This window comes from Paenibacillus senegalimassiliensis (assembly GCF_001486585.1).
Lineage (GTDB): Bacteria > Bacillota > Bacilli > Paenibacillales > Paenibacillaceae > Fontibacillus > Fontibacillus senegalimassiliensis.
On record NZ_LN909046.1, the window covers coordinates 1,915,309 to 1,932,531 of the forward strand.

At 49.4% G+C, this 17,223-nt stretch carries 16 protein-coding genes; 2 read left to right on the forward strand and 14 right to left on the reverse strand.

Annotation, left to right across the window (positions count from 1 at the left end; genetic code table 11):
- Nucleotides 1–76 precede the first annotated feature (76 nt).
- Together BN3279_RS22975 and nrdR are read right to left on the reverse strand one after the other, a co-directional pair.
- A complete protein-coding gene (locus BN3279_RS22975) occupies nucleotides 77–1,030 on the reverse strand; it encodes a phosphate ABC transporter substrate-binding protein (protein WP_059054305.1) in 954 nt (317 codons plus the stop codon).
- A 209-nt stretch (nucleotides 1,031–1,239) separates the two neighbouring features.
- The gene (gene nrdR, locus BN3279_RS22980) at nucleotides 1,240–1,707 is read right to left on the reverse strand and encodes a transcriptional regulator NrdR (RefSeq protein ID WP_059054306.1); all 468 of its coding nucleotides are present in this window, start codon (nucleotides 1,705–1,707) and stop codon (nucleotides 1,240–1,242) included.
- Between the two features lie 136 nt (nucleotides 1,708–1,843).
- Between nrdR and BN3279_RS22985 the strand changes: the two genes are divergently transcribed.
- Entirely contained in the window at nucleotides 1,844–2,062 is a 219-nt protein-coding gene (locus BN3279_RS22985; protein WP_059054308.1) for an alpha/beta-type small acid-soluble spore protein, read from the forward strand.
- A gap of 67 nt (nucleotides 2,063–2,129) precedes the next feature.
- On the opposite strand, the gene BN3279_RS22990 is transcribed toward BN3279_RS22985, so the two are convergent.
- The 10 genes from BN3279_RS22990 to BN3279_RS23035 all read right to left on the reverse strand — a co-directional run bounded on the left by BN3279_RS22990 (nucleotide 2,130) and on the right by BN3279_RS23035 (nucleotide 14,358).
- Nucleotides 2,130–2,693, reverse strand: a complete 564-nt coding sequence (locus BN3279_RS22990) for a lytic transglycosylase domain-containing protein (RefSeq protein ID WP_059054310.1) — start codon at nucleotides 2,691–2,693, stop codon at nucleotides 2,130–2,132.
- Entirely contained in the window at nucleotides 2,690–3,286 is a 597-nt protein-coding gene (coaE, locus tag BN3279_RS22995) for a dephospho-CoA kinase (RefSeq protein WP_059054312.1), read from the reverse strand. Before coaE ends, BN3279_RS22990 begins: the two co-directional genes overlap by 4 nt.
- A gap of 25 nt (nucleotides 3,287–3,311) precedes the next feature.
- Nucleotides 3,312–4,154, reverse strand: coding sequence for a DNA-formamidopyrimidine glycosylase (mutM, locus tag BN3279_RS23000; RefSeq protein WP_059054314.1), 843 nt, complete (start codon nucleotides 4,152–4,154; stop codon nucleotides 3,312–3,314).
- Between the two features lie 43 nt (nucleotides 4,155–4,197).
- Nucleotides 4,198–6,855 carry a DNA polymerase I gene (gene polA, locus BN3279_RS23005; RefSeq protein WP_059054315.1) on the reverse strand — a complete coding sequence of 886 codons (2,658 nt, stop codon included), beginning with the start codon at nucleotides 6,853–6,855 and terminating at the stop codon, nucleotides 4,198–4,200.
- A 142-nt stretch (nucleotides 6,856–6,997) separates the two neighbouring features.
- Nucleotides 6,998–7,657: a phosphate signaling complex protein PhoU gene (gene phoU, locus BN3279_RS23010; RefSeq protein ID WP_059054317.1), complete on the reverse strand. Its 660-nt coding sequence runs from the start codon at nucleotides 7,655–7,657 to the stop codon at nucleotides 6,998–7,000.
- Nucleotides 7,658–7,675: 18 nt separating this feature from the next.
- Nucleotides 7,676–8,431 carry a phosphate ABC transporter ATP-binding protein PstB gene (pstB, locus tag BN3279_RS23015; protein ID WP_059054319.1) on the reverse strand — a complete coding sequence of 252 codons (756 nt, stop codon included), beginning with the start codon at nucleotides 8,429–8,431 and terminating at the stop codon, nucleotides 7,676–7,678.
- A 320-nt stretch (nucleotides 8,432–8,751) separates the two neighbouring features.
- Complete coding sequence (locus tag BN3279_RS23020; protein WP_059054321.1) at nucleotides 8,752–9,948, reverse strand: methyl-accepting chemotaxis protein; 1,197 nt, start codon at nucleotides 9,946–9,948, stop codon at nucleotides 8,752–8,754.
- A 155-nt stretch (nucleotides 9,949–10,103) separates the two neighbouring features.
- Nucleotides 10,104–10,829, reverse strand: a complete 726-nt coding sequence (locus BN3279_RS23025; protein WP_059054323.1) for a response regulator transcription factor — start codon at nucleotides 10,827–10,829, stop codon at nucleotides 10,104–10,106.
- 155 nt (nucleotides 10,830–10,984) lie between these two features.
- A complete protein-coding gene (pnpS, locus tag BN3279_RS23030) occupies nucleotides 10,985–12,790 on the reverse strand; it encodes a two-component system histidine kinase PnpS (protein WP_059054325.1) in 1,806 nt (601 codons plus the stop codon).
- Between the two features lie 2 nt (nucleotides 12,791–12,792).
- Nucleotides 12,793–14,358, reverse strand: a complete 1,566-nt coding sequence (locus tag BN3279_RS23035) for a fumarate hydratase (protein WP_059054683.1) — start codon at nucleotides 14,356–14,358, stop codon at nucleotides 12,793–12,795.
- A gap of 158 nt (nucleotides 14,359–14,516) precedes the next feature.
- Here BN3279_RS23035 and yfbR point away from each other — a divergent pair, with 158 nt between their 5' ends.
- Nucleotides 14,517–15,137: a 5'-deoxynucleotidase gene (gene yfbR, locus BN3279_RS23040; protein WP_059054327.1), complete on the forward strand. Its 621-nt coding sequence runs from the start codon at nucleotides 14,517–14,519 to the stop codon at nucleotides 15,135–15,137.
- Between the two features lie 88 nt (nucleotides 15,138–15,225).
- Here yfbR and BN3279_RS23045 read toward each other — a convergent pair whose 3' ends face one another.
- Nucleotides 15,226–16,095: an SDR family oxidoreductase gene (locus tag BN3279_RS23045; RefSeq protein WP_059054329.1), complete on the reverse strand. Its 870-nt coding sequence runs from the start codon at nucleotides 16,093–16,095 to the stop codon at nucleotides 15,226–15,228.
- Between the two features lie 94 nt (nucleotides 16,096–16,189).
- Nucleotides 16,190–17,071 carry a glycosyltransferase family 2 protein gene (locus BN3279_RS23050; protein ID WP_059054331.1) on the reverse strand — a complete coding sequence of 294 codons (882 nt, stop codon included), beginning with the start codon at nucleotides 17,069–17,071 and terminating at the stop codon, nucleotides 16,190–16,192.
- Nucleotides 17,072–17,223 lie beyond the last annotated feature (152 nt).

A 17,223-nucleotide genomic window follows, 5' to 3' on the forward strand; every position in this document is an offset into this window, starting at 1 on the left:
CTCCCTTTGCAGCAGCACAGAAAGAGGCAGAATGGTCCGCCTCTTATCCTGCTAATATGATGTTTATCGCGTAATTTTACTTCGTAATGTTGCCGTCCACATCACGTTGAACTTGCATTTTGCTAGCTGGAATGTAGCCGAGTTCTACTACATCGTTGTCTTGTACTTCAGGGGAGATCATGAACTCCAGGAATGCCTTAGCTACTTCGTTCGGCTCACCCTTCGTGTACATATGCTGGTAAGCCCATACTGGATAGCTACCATTGGTTACATTCTCTTCGTTGGCTTCTACGCCTTCGTATTTGACAACCTTAACGCTATCGTCCAAGTAGGACAAAGCAAGGTATCCAATAGCTCCTGGTGTTTCGCCAACGAGCTTCTTAACTGTACCGGATGAATCCTCTTGGATCGAACCAGGAAGGTCTTCTGTCTTAGTACCCAATGCGTATTTCTCAAATGTAGCGCGAGTACCGGAGCTAGAAGGACGGTTGATGATTTGGATCGCTTGATCCGGGCCACCAAGATCTTTCCAGTTCGTTACTTTACCCGTGAAGATTTGTACCAATTGATCTTTAGTCAGGTCGTCAACCGTGATGTCCGGGTTGATAACAGCAGCCATAGCTACAACGGCAACTTGATGGTCAACCAGTTCAGCCGCAGCAGCTTCATCGAGCTTCTCTTCAGCAAATACGTCGGAGTTACCGATATCAGCTTGTCCGCCAGATACTTGCGTCAAGCCAGTACCGCTACCGCCGCCTTGGACTTGTATAGAAACGTTAGGGTTTGCATCCATAAATTTCTTTGAAGCTTCATCTACCAATGGTTGAAGGGCCGAAGAGCCTACTGCCAGAAGAGATCCCGACAGATCAGATGATGTCTGTTCTTCACCGCCTGCGTTGTTTGGCGCAGCTTCATTCGTGGATCCGCCGTTTGATCCGGAAGTGTTGTTTGGTGCTGCAGTGTTTTGACCACATGCGGCCAGTGTCAAGCTCAGTACCAAAGTCAAAACCAAAAGCATACTCTTTTTCATTGTCTTAGGTATCCCCCTTATTTGTTTTACAACTTGATTATAGGGATCAAAGATCAATCCCGTGTTTTCGTTTTGTAAACTTTGTGTAAAATGATAAACAGATTTATATCATGTAACTTTCGCATTATCGCAAAAAAATAAACACTCCTTCGCATTTTCGCGAGAAGTGTTTACAGTTTGCTTCTATAACTACGGACAGATACGTTGTACTAATTATCCGTCTCCGTGTTTTTGGACAATAACCCCTTAAGTTCCTTCATAAACATGTTGATGTCTTTAAATTGCCGATATACTGAAGCAAAGCGGACATAAGCCACCTCGTCCACAGGGTATAGCTGTTCCATGACGAACTCACCAATCTCCCGGCTCTCCACCTCAGCATTGGCAGAATGCATTGAGCGCTCCACCTCGGATACGATGGATTCTAATTGCTCTACCGACACAGGACGCTTCTCACAAGCACGGATTAAACCACGCAACATCTTCTCCCTGCTGAATTCCTCACGACTGCCATCCTTCTTGATGACGATCAAGGGCATCTCCTCGACCATTTCAAAGGTGGTAAAGCGGCGGCTACATTTCTCACATTCCCGACGGCGGCGAATGGAACGGTTCTCATTAGCGGGTCTTGAATCAAGAACCTTCGTGCCAAAATAGTCGCAATACGGACATCTCAAGCTACCCTTCCTCCTTTCAAAATGCAATGCTCACACCTATTATAAAATAATACCAATAAATTACTGCACAATTTCGTAATGAAGTTGATAGTCCAGGCACATAATACTGTTACCAACCGCAAGGAGGTGAACAATCGTGGCCCAAAACAACTCTTCGAACAATCTGGTGGTTAAACAAGCTTCCGGAGCGTTGGATCAAATGAAATATGAAATCGCTCAGGAACTGGGCATCTCCTTCCCACAAGACGGATATGCCGGCAACCTGACTTCTTACGAAAACGGTTCGATCGGTGGTTACATTACGAAACGTCTGGTAACTATCGCCGAACAACAACTGGCAGGTCAATACAAATAATGCCGGTATGGGAAGAGCATCGATAGCGTTCATTCGCTGTTGATGCTTTTTTCTTATTCATGAAGTCTTAGAAATCGTCGTAGATATCAGAATACTGTTTGTAATAATGAGTAACCCGCTGCACGTAGTGCCTCGTCTCACCAAACGGAATATCCTTTGACGTCTCCAGCCGGCCATCCCATCTTCCGCTCTTCAGCCAGTTCTTCACATTGGTTGGTCCCGCATTGTAGGCTGCAATCATAGCAATCTGATTGCCCTCAAACTGATCAGACAGCGATCTCAAGTACCAACTGCCTATAGCTATGTTCGTCTCTGTCTCATTGCGTATTTCCTCCAGTGAAGCTTCCGGGAGCTTGGCCATTTCAATGACCCAGTTCGCCGTATCCGGCATGATTTGCATAATACCCAGCGCACCCTTCCGCGACTCGGCTCCCGGCTTATAGTTGCTCTCCACCTTGATGATAGCCGCCACAATGAAAGGGTCGAGCTCGTTCACCTGGGCATGTTGGCGAATTTCGCTCTTATAATAAATCGGGTAAAACAGCGACAACCACGTAGAATTAAAAAACAGCAGAATGGTAAACCCGAGAAACAATAAAAGCAGCACCCTTTTCTTGCGAAGCCAACTCATATTTCAACCTTGTCCCGCCAAAAACGCTCAATCTGCTGCTCTGTTTCTGCTAACCCTTGACTATTATCAATCAAAATATGCGCCCTCTCCTTCTTCAATTCGATATCCATCTGGGCGTTCAACCTTTGCTCGGCTTGCCATTCTGTCAGCCCATCTCTAGACATTAATCGAGACTTCTGTACTTCTCTGGGTACATACACGACCATAATTTCTTCATATAAAGACTCCAGCCCCGATTCGTACAGTAGCGGTATATCGGCAACAACCAGTTGTCTTGGATCGGCAGCTTCGCATTCCGATATCCGCCTCTTCATCTCGGCCCGAATGGCAGGATGAGTCAAGCCCTCCAGCGCTTTCCGTTCTTCTGGCTGTGAGAAAATAATCTCCCCCAGCTTCTTCCGGTGGAGTGTACCGTCCGGTTGCAGAATAGCTTGTCCGAACCGTTCAGCCACAGCAGCCAGCACCGGATGCCCGGGCTCCATAACTTCTCTGGCGATGACATCAGCATCAATGATTACCGCGCCTCGCTGGGCCAGCATTCGGGACACCGTGCTTTTACCGGTAGCGATTCCTCCGGTCAATCCAATATTCATCCCGGATTACACCTCACACTTTGTATTAGCTTGTCAGAGAAGCGAGGGTCTGGCATGCCGGACAATAATGAGTTCCCCGGCCTCCGACCACCGATTTCTCCACCGGATGACCACAGCGCCGGCATTCCTCTCCCTTTCGTCCATAAATTTGCAGGGAATGCTGGAACATGCCCATCTCCCCTTGTCCATTGACATAGGACTTGATGGACGAGCCACCAGCCGCTACCGCTTCTTCCAGTGTGGACACAATAGCCGCATGGAGAACCTCCAGTTCTTCAGGGGTGAGCCCACTGGCTGGCCGCTCGGGATGAATCTTCGCCCGAAACAAGGCTTCGTCTACATAAATATTACCCAAACCAACGATATATTCTTGATTAAGTAGTGCAGGCTTGATCTTGGTAGTTCGCCGGGAGATAACTTGGCTAAATGCTTCTAAAGTGAAATCTCCGTCTAGCGGCTCCAGGCCAAGCTTGGACAGGGGCTTCTCCTTCAGCTCTTCTCCGCCCGCAAACAGATGCATGGTTCCAAATTGGCGGACATCCTTATAGCGAAGCTGAGTCCCATCCGTGAAGGTGAAGATAACATGAGTATGCTTCTCCACCTGTTCATCGGCCGGATACACGCCATAACGGCCCTCCATCCGCAGATGGGAGACAAGCACCACGCCATCCATAATAATGCGTAGGAACTTGCCTCTCCGTCCAATCTCCGTAATGGTATGTCCGGTCAACTCGGTTTCGAAGCGCCGGATATCATCCGGACGCTGAATAATTCGCGGCAGCAATACCTGCACGGCTTCTATGGTTTTGCCGACCACTAACTGGGTCAGCGTTCTTCTGACTGTCTCGACTTCCGGCAATTCCGGCATGGTTTGACACCTCTAATACTGTAATATTTATTGAAAGGAAAATTTACTTGGCTTCGTACCAATTCAAGCCACAGGATACCTCAGCTTTGAGCGGGACGGATAGCGGCAAGGCTTTCTCCATCGTTTCCGGTACAAGTTGCTTCATTAAATCCAATTCCTCCGGTGGCACTTCAAATACCAATTCATCATGCACCTGAAGCAACATACGGCTCTTCAGGTTGTGCTTGCGCATCGTCTCGTCCATACGTACCATGGCCAGCTTGATGATATCAGCCGCACTACCCTGAATCGGCGTGTTCATCGCCGTACGTTCAGCGAAGGAACGCAGGTTAAAATTGGAGGCGTTAATCTCTGGCAAATAACGGCGGCGCTCCAGCAGCGTCTTGACGTATCCATCCCGTTTGGCTTCCTTCACGATCTCGTCCATATAGCGACGAACCCCCTGGAAAGCATCAAAATACTGACCAATAAAGCGTGCAGCTTCCTTACGGGTAATGTTCAAATTCTGTGATAACCCATAATCACTAATGCCATACACAATACCGAAGTTAACTGCCTTAGCGGAGCGACGCATGTTGCTATCGACCTCATCCGGACCTACCCCGAAGACGTCCATGGCTGTCTTCGTATGAATGTCCATATCATGCAAGAACGCTTCCCTTAAACCCTCATCCCCTGAAATATGGGCGAGCACCCGCAGCTCAATTTGTGAATAGTCTGCTGCCAGAATGGACCAGCCTGACTCAGAAGGGACAAATACCTTGCGAATTTTACGGCCTTCTTCCAATCGAATCGGAATATTCTGCAGGTTAGGGAATTGGCTGCTTAAGCGACCGGTCGCGGCAATTGTCTGCCGGAAATAGGTATGCACCTTACCCGTCTTCGTCGAAATCTCCTTCAATAACCCCTCCACATAGGTGGACTGGAGCTTAGCCAGTTGGCGATATTCCAAAATAAATTGAACGATCTCATGATAAGGGGCAAGTTTGTCCAACACCTCGGCATCGGTCGAATACCCCGTTTTGGTCTTTTTGACTACTGGCAGACCCAGCTTATCAAACAGGATTTCACCCAGCTGCTTGGTCGAATTGATGTTGAATTCCAGTCCCGCAATGTCATAAATTCGAGCAACGAGCTTGCCAATCTGCGCTTCAAATTCAACACCAAGCTCTTTGAGATCATCCCGATTGACAGCCACACCTTGCTTCTCCATATCGGCTAATATCCGGGATAACGGCATTTCCATTTCATAGAATAGCCGATGCATCTCATTCTTCTCAAGCTCTTCTCGTTGAAGCGGCAAGATTCGCAGCAGCGCATCCCCTTTGCGGGCTAAATGCCTGCTGAGTTCTTCCGTATCCGGCACCTTGAATTTTGCTCCCTTGCCATAGATCTCATCATCGGCAGGCACCGTGGGCAAGCGGTATTTGGTAGCCAAACCATTAATCGTCTGATCGTTCTCCGTCGGATCAAGCAGATAAGCAGCAAGTTGGATATCATGCTCAGCGCCGCCGAAGGCAATGCCTTGCCAGAACAATACAAGATCTGCCCGGTGTAGATCGTATCCACGTTTGGGAATTTCTTCGTCCGCCAGCCAGGTCAGCACTTCCTTAGCTCCCTCAAGCTTAAGCACGTCAAATGACAAGAAATATTGTTGATCCGCAGTAGACAATACGATTCCCATTAACTCGGCGTGATGTGGATTCTCTCCATGGGATTCCACAATCATCCCCTCAACGTTCGGCAGGTTGACAATAAGCTCCGATAGGTTAGCTTCGTCTACCATGATCACGGAAATATCCGCCAGTTCCTGTGCCGTACCCTCCATCTCTCCCGCACCGGCTGCAAAGGACAACCGATCCATCAGAGATTTGAATTCCAGCTTACGCAACAAGGGGACAGCCTTTTCTTCGGTAATCCCGGCAAAGATCATATCGTCCCACGAACGTTCAACGGGAACCTCACGGAAGATCGTCGCGAGTTGCTTACTCAGGCGCGCGTCTTCGGCATGATTGACCAGATTTTCCTTCATCTTGCCCTTGAGTTCATCCAGATGGGACAACACTTCCTCGACGGAGCCATATTGATGCAGCAGCTTAAGTGCTGTCTTCTCTCCAATTCCAGGTACGCCAGGAATATTATCCGAAGTATCTCCCATCAAGCCCTTCAGGTCGATAATTTGCAGCGGCTTAAGCTGGTAACGATCTTCAATTTCCTTAGGACCGTAAGGTTCAATCTCACTAACCCCCTTACGGGTAAGGGCAACCTTGACCTTGTCGCTCACGACTTGCAGCATATCCTTATCCCCGGTGACAACCAGTACATCATATCCGGCTTCTTCCCCTTGCTTGCTCAGCGTCCCGATAATATCGTCCGCCTCATAACCGGCTAATTCAAACCAAGAGATCCCAAAGCTCTCCAGCAGTTCGCGCAGCATGGGAAATTGCTCTGCCAATTCGGGCGGAGTCTTGTCACGTCCACCTTTATAATCCTGATACGACTCATGTCGGAACGTTGCCTTGCCCGCATCAAAAGCGACAAGGATATGTGTAGGCTGTTCCTCTTGAATCAGCCGCAGCAGCATGTTAGTAAACCCATATACGGCATTCGTATGCATTCCGCTTGAATTGGTCAGCGGCGGCATCGCAAAGAACGCCCGATAAATGATGCTGTTGCCATCTATAAGTATCAATTTTTCCATACGACACCTCGTCCACAAATTTGTACCTTGTCTTATGATAACACAAAGCCCCCTGTCAAAAACACCGGATACGCTTCAGCACAAAAAACGGCCGCCGCTTGCAGTTTTGCAAGCGGCGGCCGTTATGTAGCCCAAGTGGTAACTATTGGTTCAAATCAGGACGATGTCCGGTTACCAAGTAAACAGCACACTCTCCAATATTGGTCGCATGATCGGCGATTCGTTCAATATAACGACCCACTAAAGTAAGCAACATCGCCTGCTGCAAGGAATCCTTATTGCTGGACATGAACGAGTACAACTCATGAATCATCTGGCTGTACAAATGATCCACCTCATCGTCGTCCTTCGCCATCTTATAAGCCAGATCGGTATTCTCATCCAGATAAGATTGTAAGGACTCGCGCAGCATCAGAATAACCAATTCGGTCATCTTGGGAATATCAATCAGCGGCTTGATCAAGGTTTCGCCTTGCAGGCGCGTGGTCACCTTGGCGATATCAATCGCCAGATCTCCCATACGCTCCAAATCACTGGAAATCTTGAAAGCCACGATAATTCGGCGCAAATCCTTGGCTACAGGTTGCTGCGTCACAATCAGACGTGAACCGATATCCATTACTTGCTCCTCCAACCGGTTCAGTTCAATGTCACGGGCCGTAATTTCCTTGGCCTTGGTCGAATCCAGCGTCTGCAAAGCCTCAATGGCCCCCGTCAAAGCTTCCTCGACATGCGTTCCCATTTGTCTGAGCAAACGGCGAAGTTCTTCCAGATTATCATCAAATTCCTTACGTTGAATCATACAACAGCAACCTCCTCGTTATCCGAAACGACCGGAAATGTAATCTTCAGTGCGTGAATCCCGCGGCGTAGAGAACAGCCTTTGCGTATGATCAGCCTCCACGATCTCCCCGTTGAGGAAGAAAACGGTCCGTCCCGAAATACGAGCCGCCTGATGCATGTTATGCGTAACCATGACGATCGTATAACTATCTTTTAATTGCTGCACCAATTCTTCAATTTTCAAGGTGGAGATAGGGTCCAGCGCTGAAGTTGCTTCATCCATCAGCAAAATATCCGGTTGCACCGCAATAGCACGTGCGATACATAGGCGTTGTTGCTGTCCGCCCGACAAGCTAAGTGCCGAACGTTTCAGAAAATCCTTGACTTCGTCCCATAATACCGCCTGACGAAGGCTTTTCTCAACGAGCTCATCCAGGACCGCTTTATTCTTGACTCCATGCAAGCGAGGACCATAAGCCACATTATCATAGATGGACTTCGGAAAAGGATTCGGCTGTTGAAATACCATGCCAACGCGCTTGCGCAACGATTCGACTTGTACTTCCTCGCCATAAATATCCGAACCGGCAATTTCTACAGATCCATCGATCTGTGTACCCGGAATCATATCGTTCATCCGGTTCAAGGTACGCAGGAGTGTAGACTTCCCACAGCCGGAGGGACCGATAAATGCCGTGATTTCCTTCTCCGGAATATCCAAAAAAACATCCTTTAACGCATGGAATTGTCCATAATACAAATTCAGCTTCTTAATCTGGATAATGTTGCTCATCTCAGTTCTCCTTCACAAATAAGCATCCTTGGCGTGCTTCAATTCTTGAGGCGCATGAAGTGACATGGAGAGCGCTAACAAACTTCAAGCACGGTACTCGCTATTCCAAGCGAGCCCGTGCCAGCGCTTCAGCTATAAGAGGTTGTTCAAAAAGTAGTCTTCCCAGAACGTAGCTGTTCGAGGAGTAAATTCAACTTTTTGAACTCGCACTTTAAAATTAGTATGCTCCAAAACAGCCACTCAAAAGAAGAAATATAATGTTTATTTTAGCCCACTTGTGTAAAACAAAATGAGTGAAAATGTAAACTGCATGTAAAATATCATTCCGTTTGTTCCAACAGTTGCAATTCATGCAACACTGTCTTCGTTCGCTTCGCGGCTTCCTCTGAGGACTGACACATTTCCTGTCCTCTCGACTCTACGGCTCGGGCCGATCCAACCAGCGCTTCGAAGGTCGCATCCGCACGTCCGACGCGATGATGACTTTGCTCCATCTCCCCAGCCGTGGAGGATGCCGTCCCCGCCGTTTCCTGAATTAACTTCTCAACAACATCCAGGGTCGTACCGATATCCTCGGAGAAATTCTTGGTCTGAAGCGACAGCTTGCGAACCTCGGAAGCCACCACGGCAAATCCTCTCCCATGCTCTCCGGCATGAGCCGCCTCGATGGAAGCATTCATCGCCAGCATCCCGCTTTGATCGGCAAGTCCATGGATTCGTGATGCTACAGAAGATATTTCCTTCATGCGCTCCAGCAGTTGCCCCATTTGCGTCTCTTGGTATCGGGTCATCTCCAGCACACGGGCGAAGGAAGCCTTCACTGCTTCAAGCTCGGCTCTGCCTTCTGCCGACAAACCATTCATTCTTCCCGATTCATCCAGGCTCCGCTGGGCCGACTCAGACACTTGAACAATAGACTGTTCAATTTCCACGACGCGCTCACGGCTCTCCCGAACGGTCATACGGCGCGATTCATCCGCTTCACGCTGTAATTCCCGGGATAATAGCATTAAATCCTGAACCGTCATAATTCCGTAATAACGCCCTTGGTCCACAATAATCAAGCAGTCATAGAATCGCGTGCCCTCCCGGTTCAATGCCGCATCCAGCAAGTCTCCAGCGGGCGTGTCCAATTCACATACCAACGGATTTTGTACGGCGAAATGTTCAGAAGAACGGTCATAAAATAAATCAGCGGCAAATCTCCCCGCCAGATTGCGGAAGAATTGATCCCGCATCAACAGGCCCACAGGATTGTAATTATCATCACAAGTGACAATACACGGCAAATCGTGATCTTTCTTGAACAATTGCAGTACACTTCGGCAAGAATCCTCCGGCGCAATCACCGGTACTTCGCGGCAGAAAGCCCTTACGTCGATATTAGAACCCCCGGCTTGAAATACCGCCGCATCGGCAATAGTCCCCTGTAACACGCCGCTGTCCCCATTCCCCGGCGAGGTCTCATTTTCTTCCTCTACAGAACGTTCCAGCAACGCTATGGCCTGACTATCCAATTCTGACCACTCCCCCATATCTATACGTTAGCCTATATACTAGAATCATAGTGGGGAAATATTCGGGTAATGTTTTCGGTACTTTAGTCCTATGTAAAATGAACTGTTTATTCATGTTTCGTCTTCTATATAGAAAAAAGCGTCCATCATTAATGCTAAATGATGGGCGCTTTTTTCTTGTTAACAACCAGTTTGTAGCCGACACCGCGAATAGAATCAATGTGAACCGACTGCGGATCAAGCTCCAGCTTCTTCCGCAACGAACTGACATGCACATCAACTGTCCGCTGCCCGCCGATATAGTCAAATCCCCATACAGCATTCATTAAATCGTCCCGGGTCATGACTACCCCCGGCTTCCGGGCCAAATACAACAACACTTCAAATTCCTTCGGTCTTAGCGTAATGGCTTCACCGTTTAGAGTGACCTCATATTTCTCCGGAAATATAGTCAAGGCTCCAAGCGCAATCTGCGAGTTCTCCTGACTGACCGGCTTCTCCCGTTCTTCCTGTCCGTTAGAGCGGCGAAGCACCGCAGCTACCCGTGCCAACAGTTCAGCAACGCCAAACGGCTTGGTAATATAATCGTCCGCACCGGATTTCAGTCCCTGTACAACCTCTTCCTCGGCATTTTTGGCCGTCAGAATAATGACCGGTGTACTTACTCCCTCACTTCTCAGCTTGGACATAATTTCGAAACCATTCATCCCCGGCAGCATCAAATCGAGCAAGATCAAATCAAACTCCTGATGCAGCGCAGTCTCATAGCCCGTTTGTCCATGATCTTCTACGACAACTTCGTAACCTTCGCCCGTCAAATTGTACGACAAAAGTCTGGATAACGTCGGTTCATCTTCTATAACCAGTAAACGCTGTGTCATAGTACCCCCCATTTGTTTGCGGTACAAGTTCATATTCATGAACCAATATCACTTGATGACAAGCTCAGCATATCACGGCATTGTTAACCCGGTGTAAAATTTTTTAAAAATCATTTTACACATGTTCGTACGTATCCCAAAGTTTGTATAAACACCTATTCATGATCATCATCTAAAGTATGCATCAAGGGGAGTTCCAATACAAATGTCGTTCCCTCTCCCACTTTGCTCTCGACCCGAATCGTTCCCCGATGCAGCTCTACTAGGTGCTTGACGATGGATAAACCAAGCCCTGTCCCGCCCGACCCTCTGGACCTTGCCTTATCCACCCGGTAAAATCGTTCAAAGATTCTTGGCAAATCCTTCTTCGGAATACCAATTCCTGTATCGCTGACGACAAAGCGCACCTTCTCCTCGTCCCCATCACTTATAATTCCCGCTTGCACCTGTATCTTTCCACCTTCGAGCGAGTAACTGATCGCATTGGACAACAGATTCATGAAGATTTGACGCAGCCTGTCCTCGTCCCCTTCAATGAACAAATGCTCCGGCACATCATGGGACATGCTAATCAGCTTCTTCTTCGCTGCGGGTAGCAGCACCTCATATACACTGTCGAACAATTCCTTAAGCTGCACCGGTGCATATTCCAGCGGCGTTCGCTTGGATTCAATCTTGGAGAGATCGAGAATATCACCGATTAAGCGGTTAAGGCGATCACCCTCATCATAAATAATTTGCAGGAACGAACGGGCCGTTTCCTCATCCTTGACCCCACCGGCCAGCAAAGTCTCGGCAAAGCCCTTGACCGCCGCAATCGGTGTCTTGAGTTCATGGGAGACATTGGCAACAAATTCGCTACGCATCCGTTCCAGCTTGCGGATTTCCGTTACATCCTGGAGCAGGAACAGCATCCCCCGGTAGTCGCCATTATCCTCGAACATCGGCACGCTGTCGAACAGCAATATTTTCTCCTCAGGGTCATATACGGCGCGTTCCTCCTGAACGGCTTCCTTGTGTCCAATCCCATCCTCCATGAATTTGGTGAATTCATAGTTGCGCTTAATCTCTTGATATGGTTTTCCCAGGAGCTGACGTCCGCGCATATGCAAGATCCGCTCCGCTTCCCGGTTGATCAAGGCAATCTTGCCCGATTCATCGAGCATCAAGATTCCCCCGGTCATGTTGGCTAGCACACTCTGCATCAAGCCCTCATTATCCCTGATGCGTTTGAGCTGTTGCTGCAAGCTGTCAGCCATGCCATTAATGACTAGTCCAAGCTGACCGATCTCATCATTGCGGTTAAGCTTGACCCGGGCATCATAATCAAATTTGGATATGCGGTGGGCTACACGGGTAATTTGCTCAAGAGGACGTGTCAAGCCGGCCGCCACCCGGTAGCTGACCAGACCCGCAATCAGGAACAGTACCAGCAGTCCGCCGGACATCCAGACCCAACCCTTGGCCAGTCCTTGTTCGACCGCAGCCAGGCTCATGGAGAGCCGGATGTATCCGTCAAAGCCCTGGTCTGAGGTTACCCGGCCAGCCACATACAGCATGTTCTCACCGATGGTGTCGCTATAACGGATAGCACTGCCGATCACTCCGTCCTTGGCTGACTCCACCTCTTGTCGGTGCGCATGGTTATCCATCCGCTCGGAATCCACTCCGGAATCTCCCAGCACCGTGCCCTCGAGTGTAATGAACGTCACGCGGGAATCGGTTAATTCCTCCAGCTTGGTAGCCTGCTCCTCATAATAGGAGTACGCGCCCGGGTTCCCTTCCACCGGGACGAATGCGAATGTCGCCTCCAGCAGATTGATCTCACGGGCCATGTTCTCTTCCAGTGCCTGAATATGCGAATCCTTAAACATCTGAGCCATGATGATGCCGGCCGCCAGCATCGATACGCCCAATAGTCCCATCAGAATCAGGGTAAGCCGGGTACGAAAAGTCTTCATCTTTATTTGAACACCGCTTCCTTAAATGTGGCTAGCTTGCCCAGCGAATCCTTCTCTATGCCCTCATGCAAGCTATCTCCATGGGAATCCATGGTTACGATTGCTGCAAATCCATCAACTTCTAAATGCCACATTGCCTCCGGAACACCAAATTCCATAAAGTCGACACCGTTCACCTGCTTGATGCACTCGGCATAATATTGCGCTGCTCCACCGATTGCATTCAGATATACACCGCCATGCTCCTCGAGCGCAGCAAGTGTCTTGAGCCCCATCCCGCCTTTGCCAATCACGGCACGAATACCGAATTTCTTCATGATATCGCCTTGGTAAGGCTCCTCACGAATACTGGTCGTAGGCCCTGCGGCCTTCACATGCCAGCCTTCCTCATCCTTCAGCATAACGGGGCCGCAATGATAAATAATCGCTCCGTTCAAATCCACCGGGGAATCGTGCTCCATCAAGTGTTTATGAAGGGCATCACGGCCCGTGTGCATTTCACCCTTAATAATGACGACATCGCCCACGCGCAACTGGCGAATCTGCTCCTCGCTCACCGGCGCTTGCAGAACAATCTCCCGGCTGGAAGAGGAGGTCTGGTCTTGGTAGCTTGAAGCATCCACCTTCGCAGCTTGCCCATCTGTCGCTACCAAATCGATAGGGACGTCACTGCCCCGCTCATATAACCACTCCTGAATTTCTCCGGTCGATGCGTCCACAGTTACTCCTTGACGACGGAAAGCCCAGCAGTTGTATGCGACAGACACGAAGAAGCTGGCCGGGAGCCGGTGCATAACCCCTATTTTACAGCCGAGCAAGGTCACCTTGCCACCAAAGCCCATCGTTCCGATGCCGAGCTGATTGGCTGCTTCCAGCACATACTTCTCTAGGCGGTTCAGATCGGGATTTGGGTTCGTATCATCCACCTTGCGAAATAATTGTTGCTTGGCCAGTTCATACCCCGTGGTCCGATCACCGCCGATGCCAACTCCTAAAAATCCGGCGCTGCAGCCTTGACCCTGTGCCTGATAGACCGCATGCAAAATGCACTTGCGAATTCCGTCCAGGTCTCGCCCCGCTCGGCCCAGTCCTTCTAGCTCAGCAGGTAAACTATATTGAATATTCTTGTTCTCGCAGCCGCCACCTTTAAGAATGAGGCGCATCTCCACGTAGTCCTGTTCCCACTGTTCGAAATGAATCACCGGTGAGCCGAGCCCCAAATTATCTCCGCTATTCTCGCCTGTCAAGGAATCTACGGAGTTAGGCCGCAGCTTCCCTTCCTTAGTGGCTCTCTGGATAGCCGCATGAATTCCCTTCTTGAGTTCAAGTTGATTCACGCCTACCGGAGTATGGAGGATAAAGGTGGGCATTCCTGTATCCTGGCATATCGGTGATACTTGATCTTCTGCCATCTTGATATTCCGTGCGATCGTCGACATGGCCAGTCCGGCTCGCGTTGCTTGGTTCTCCAGCGCCTGCCCCCGATTAACCGCGCGGCGTACGTCTCCCGGCAAGTGAGTCGAAGTTTCCACAATTAATTGGTACGCGCTTTCCTCGAATTGCTGCATCATCCAAACAATCCCCTCTCTTTGTTTATCTTCCATGCTATAAGCATCTGCTCTTGATAAAATAGCCATATCGTCTTTGACAGATTTATAATAACATAAGAAGCAATGGGCGTTGACCCCTTCTATTCAAATGAGTGCAAAAGCGAGGTTAATCTCTTATGAGCTATCACTTCTCAGCATACATGTACCGCCTGCGCTCCATCTCACGTTGGAGCCTGATGCGCAGTACCGCTCCCGATAATGTAGCCGAACACTCCTACCACGTAGCGCTGCTCTCTCATCTCCTGTGCGAGATCGGCAACTCCCTGTTCGACCGGCAGTTAAGTGCGGAGCGGGCGGTAACCCTGGCTCTGTTCCATGATGCTACGGAGGTATTCACCGGGGATATTCCAACACCGGTGAAGCATCATAACCCCCGGCTCTTGGCCAATTTCCGCGAGATGGAACAAATTGCCGCCGATCGGCTGTTGTCCATGGTCCCTCCTGGTCTGCATGAGGCTTATGCACCTTTGCTATCGCCAAATGAGCCTTCGGCAGCTTCTGGAGATGCCGGACTGATGTTATACGTCAAGGCAGCGGACAGCCTTGACACCTATCTAAAATGCGCGTGGGAGCTCGCTGCTGGCAATCGGGAATTCGCCGTAGCCAAGACACAACTTCTTGCCAAGCTCAATCAGTTCGCTCTTCCCGAGGTTGCTTATTTTCTGGAGCATCTGGCTCCAAGCTTCGAGATGACCCTGGATGAACTGTCGGAGACAGAACCACCCCTTGGCGGGTAATACTGCTGCCAAACGACAAGAACCCCCGGCACCAAACAACTCATGTGCAGGGGGTTCTTCTTATAGGGCTAGATAGTGCGCAGGTCCACTAACCGTTGATGATTTCCCCGCCATTGATATGCAGCACTTGGCCGCTCATGTAGGAGGAATCCTCGCAAGCCAGGTACACATATGCCGGAGCAAGTTCTTCCGGTTGCCCTGGACGCTGCATCGGGCTATTTCCGCCAAACTCGGCGACTTGCTGCTTATCGAATGTGGACGGAATTAGCGGGGTCCAGATTGGACCCGGGGCGACTGCGTTCACGCGAATCCCCTTACTCCCGACCAAATTCATGGACAACGAGCGGGTGAAGCTTACAATAGCGCCTTTGGTTGCTGAATAGTCCAGCAGTTCCTCGTGCCCTCTATAAGCGGTGACAGAAGCGGTATTAATGATTACATTGCCCTTCTTGAGATGAGGCATCGCCGCTTGAGTCAGGTAGAACATCGAGAAGATGTTGGTACGGAACGTCTTCTCTAGCTGCTCTGATGTTATTGCCGTTATATCCTTCTGCGGATGTTGCTCCGCTGCATTATTCACCAAAATATCAAGGCCACCCAGCTCCTTCACGGTTTGTTCCACGGCCTGGGCTGCGAAGCTCTCATCTCCAATATCCCCGCTGATGAGCAAACATTTCCGCCCTTCCTCCTCAACTTCCCGTTTAACCACCTCAGCGTCACTATGCTCGCTCAAGTAGACGATAGATACATCTGCCCCCTCTTTGGCATAAGCTACTGCTACGGCCCGGCCAATTCCACTATCACCGCCGGTAATCAGCGCCACTTTGTCCTTCAGTTTGCCTGCGGCCTTGTAGGAGCCTTCAAACACCGGCCTCGGATTCATATCAGACTCAATGCCGGGCTGCTGATTCTGGTGCTGGGGAGGCATCGTCTGTTTGCTTTGTTTACTTTGGGTCATGCGAGTCATCCTCCTTACAATTAAGGTATCGGTCGTCTCAAAACAACCTTACCCATAATAGGATGACCTGACCCCATCACCTTATCCCTCAACGCTACGCTTCAATCCCAAATCGTTCATAAAACCAGGCATCATCATAAATTCTTCTGTCAGAATAATTCTCCCGATGTGTTCTGGTTCGCTCCTTCAGCTCGTGAATTTCACTAGCCCAAGCGGAAGGGACTTCTTGCACCAATGTCTCACATGCAGAAATTAGCGAGGACCCGAAATGCAAATAAGCCAGTGTCAGCAAATCCCGTCCCCATTTCTCCAGACTATCATCATAGGGAAAATTCTTACGGAGAACCTGCACCAGCGTAACTTCCGGAACCAGGCAACAGCTCCCCCCAAGCAGCCAGGTTCTCAAAGAGAACTCTGCCGTCTCCATCTCCTTGCCAAAGAAGTCCTCTTCCAGCCCTCCAAGCTCATGATACTTATCCCGGCTGATCGCAAAGCATTCCCAGGACAGCCAAGGAATCTCTCCCCGCTCCCCTTGCGGTGCCGGATATCGGCGAATACGCCCAAGCAGTCCCTTAATCTCCTGCTGCGGGATATGCTGAGAATGCTCGCTTCGGACAAATAACGGAGATACACTATCGGACTGTCCCGATATCACAGGCGCGAGCAGCCGCTCCATCCAGTGATCCTCGTAATACAAATGTGAACCACAGAAGATCAAATACTTTCCACAGGCATGAGCAGCCCCCAAATGACGGGCCGAAACTCCCGGCTCACCCTTGATTCGCTTCACCGGATGATCAAATCGATAATTCATAAGAAAGTCACAGCATCCGTCCACCGATCCCTCATCGACGATGATGACCTCATAAGATAAGACAGCCTGAGAGACCTTCAATGATTCCATCGTAGTGTACAAGTCGATACCATGATTTTTTACAGCAATAATAATCGATACGTAAATAGATTCGGCAGGCATCATAGTTCTCCTTAAATTTGGATATAAATATCAATCAAAGACAAAACAGTAAATCATATGGTTCCATAATAACCCAATTCATACTTTCAGTAAAGAAAAACAAAACCTGTAGTTTATTATCTTTCCTTCCGCTTCTCACTAAGGTAAATACA

What these genes read in the sequence shown, in the direction of transcription:
- BN3279_RS22975 (WP_059054305.1), bottom strand. Translation starts at nt 1,030, where the DNA reads ATGAAAAAGAGTATGCTTTTGGTTTTGACTTTGGTACTGAGCTTGACA.
- BN3279_RS22990 (WP_059054310.1), bottom strand. Translation starts at nt 2,693, where the DNA reads ATGAGTTGGCTTCGCAAGAAAAGGGTGCTGCTTTTATTGTTTCTCGGG.
- coaE (WP_059054312.1), bottom strand. Translation starts at nt 3,286, where the DNA reads ATGAATATTGGATTGACCGGAGGAATCGCTACCGGTAAAAGCACGGTG.
- mutM (WP_059054314.1), bottom strand. Translation starts at nt 4,154, where the DNA reads ATGCCGGAATTGCCGGAAGTCGAGACAGTCAGAAGAACGCTGACCCAG.
- polA (WP_059054315.1), bottom strand. Translation starts at nt 6,855, where the DNA reads ATGGAAAAATTGATACTTATAGATGGCAACAGCATCATTTATCGGGCG.
- phoU (WP_059054317.1), bottom strand. Translation starts at nt 7,657, where the DNA reads ATGATTCAACGTAAGGAATTTGATGATAATCTGGAAGAACTTCGCCGT.
- pstB (WP_059054319.1), bottom strand. Translation starts at nt 8,431, where the DNA reads ATGAGCAACATTATCCAGATTAAGAAGCTGAATTTGTATTATGGACAA.
- BN3279_RS23025 (WP_059054323.1), bottom strand. Translation starts at nt 10,829, where the DNA reads ATGACACAGCGTTTACTGGTTATAGAAGATGAACCGACGTTATCCAGA.
- pnpS (WP_059054325.1), bottom strand. Translation starts at nt 12,790, where the DNA reads ATGAAGACTTTTCGTACCCGGCTTACCCTGATTCTGATGGGACTATTG.
- BN3279_RS23035 (WP_059054683.1), bottom strand. Translation starts at nt 14,358, where the DNA reads ATGCAGCAATTCGAGGAAAGCGCGTACCAATTAATTGTGGAAACTTCG.
- yfbR (WP_059054327.1), top strand. Translation starts at nt 14,517, where the DNA reads ATGAGCTATCACTTCTCAGCATACATGTACCGCCTGCGCTCCATCTCA.
- BN3279_RS23045 (WP_059054329.1), bottom strand. Translation starts at nt 16,095, where the DNA reads ATGACCCAAAGTAAACAAAGCAAACAGACGATGCCTCCCCAGCACCAG.
- BN3279_RS23050 (WP_059054331.1), bottom strand. Translation starts at nt 17,071, where the DNA reads ATGCCTGCCGAATCTATTTACGTATCGATTATTATTGCTGTAAAAAAT.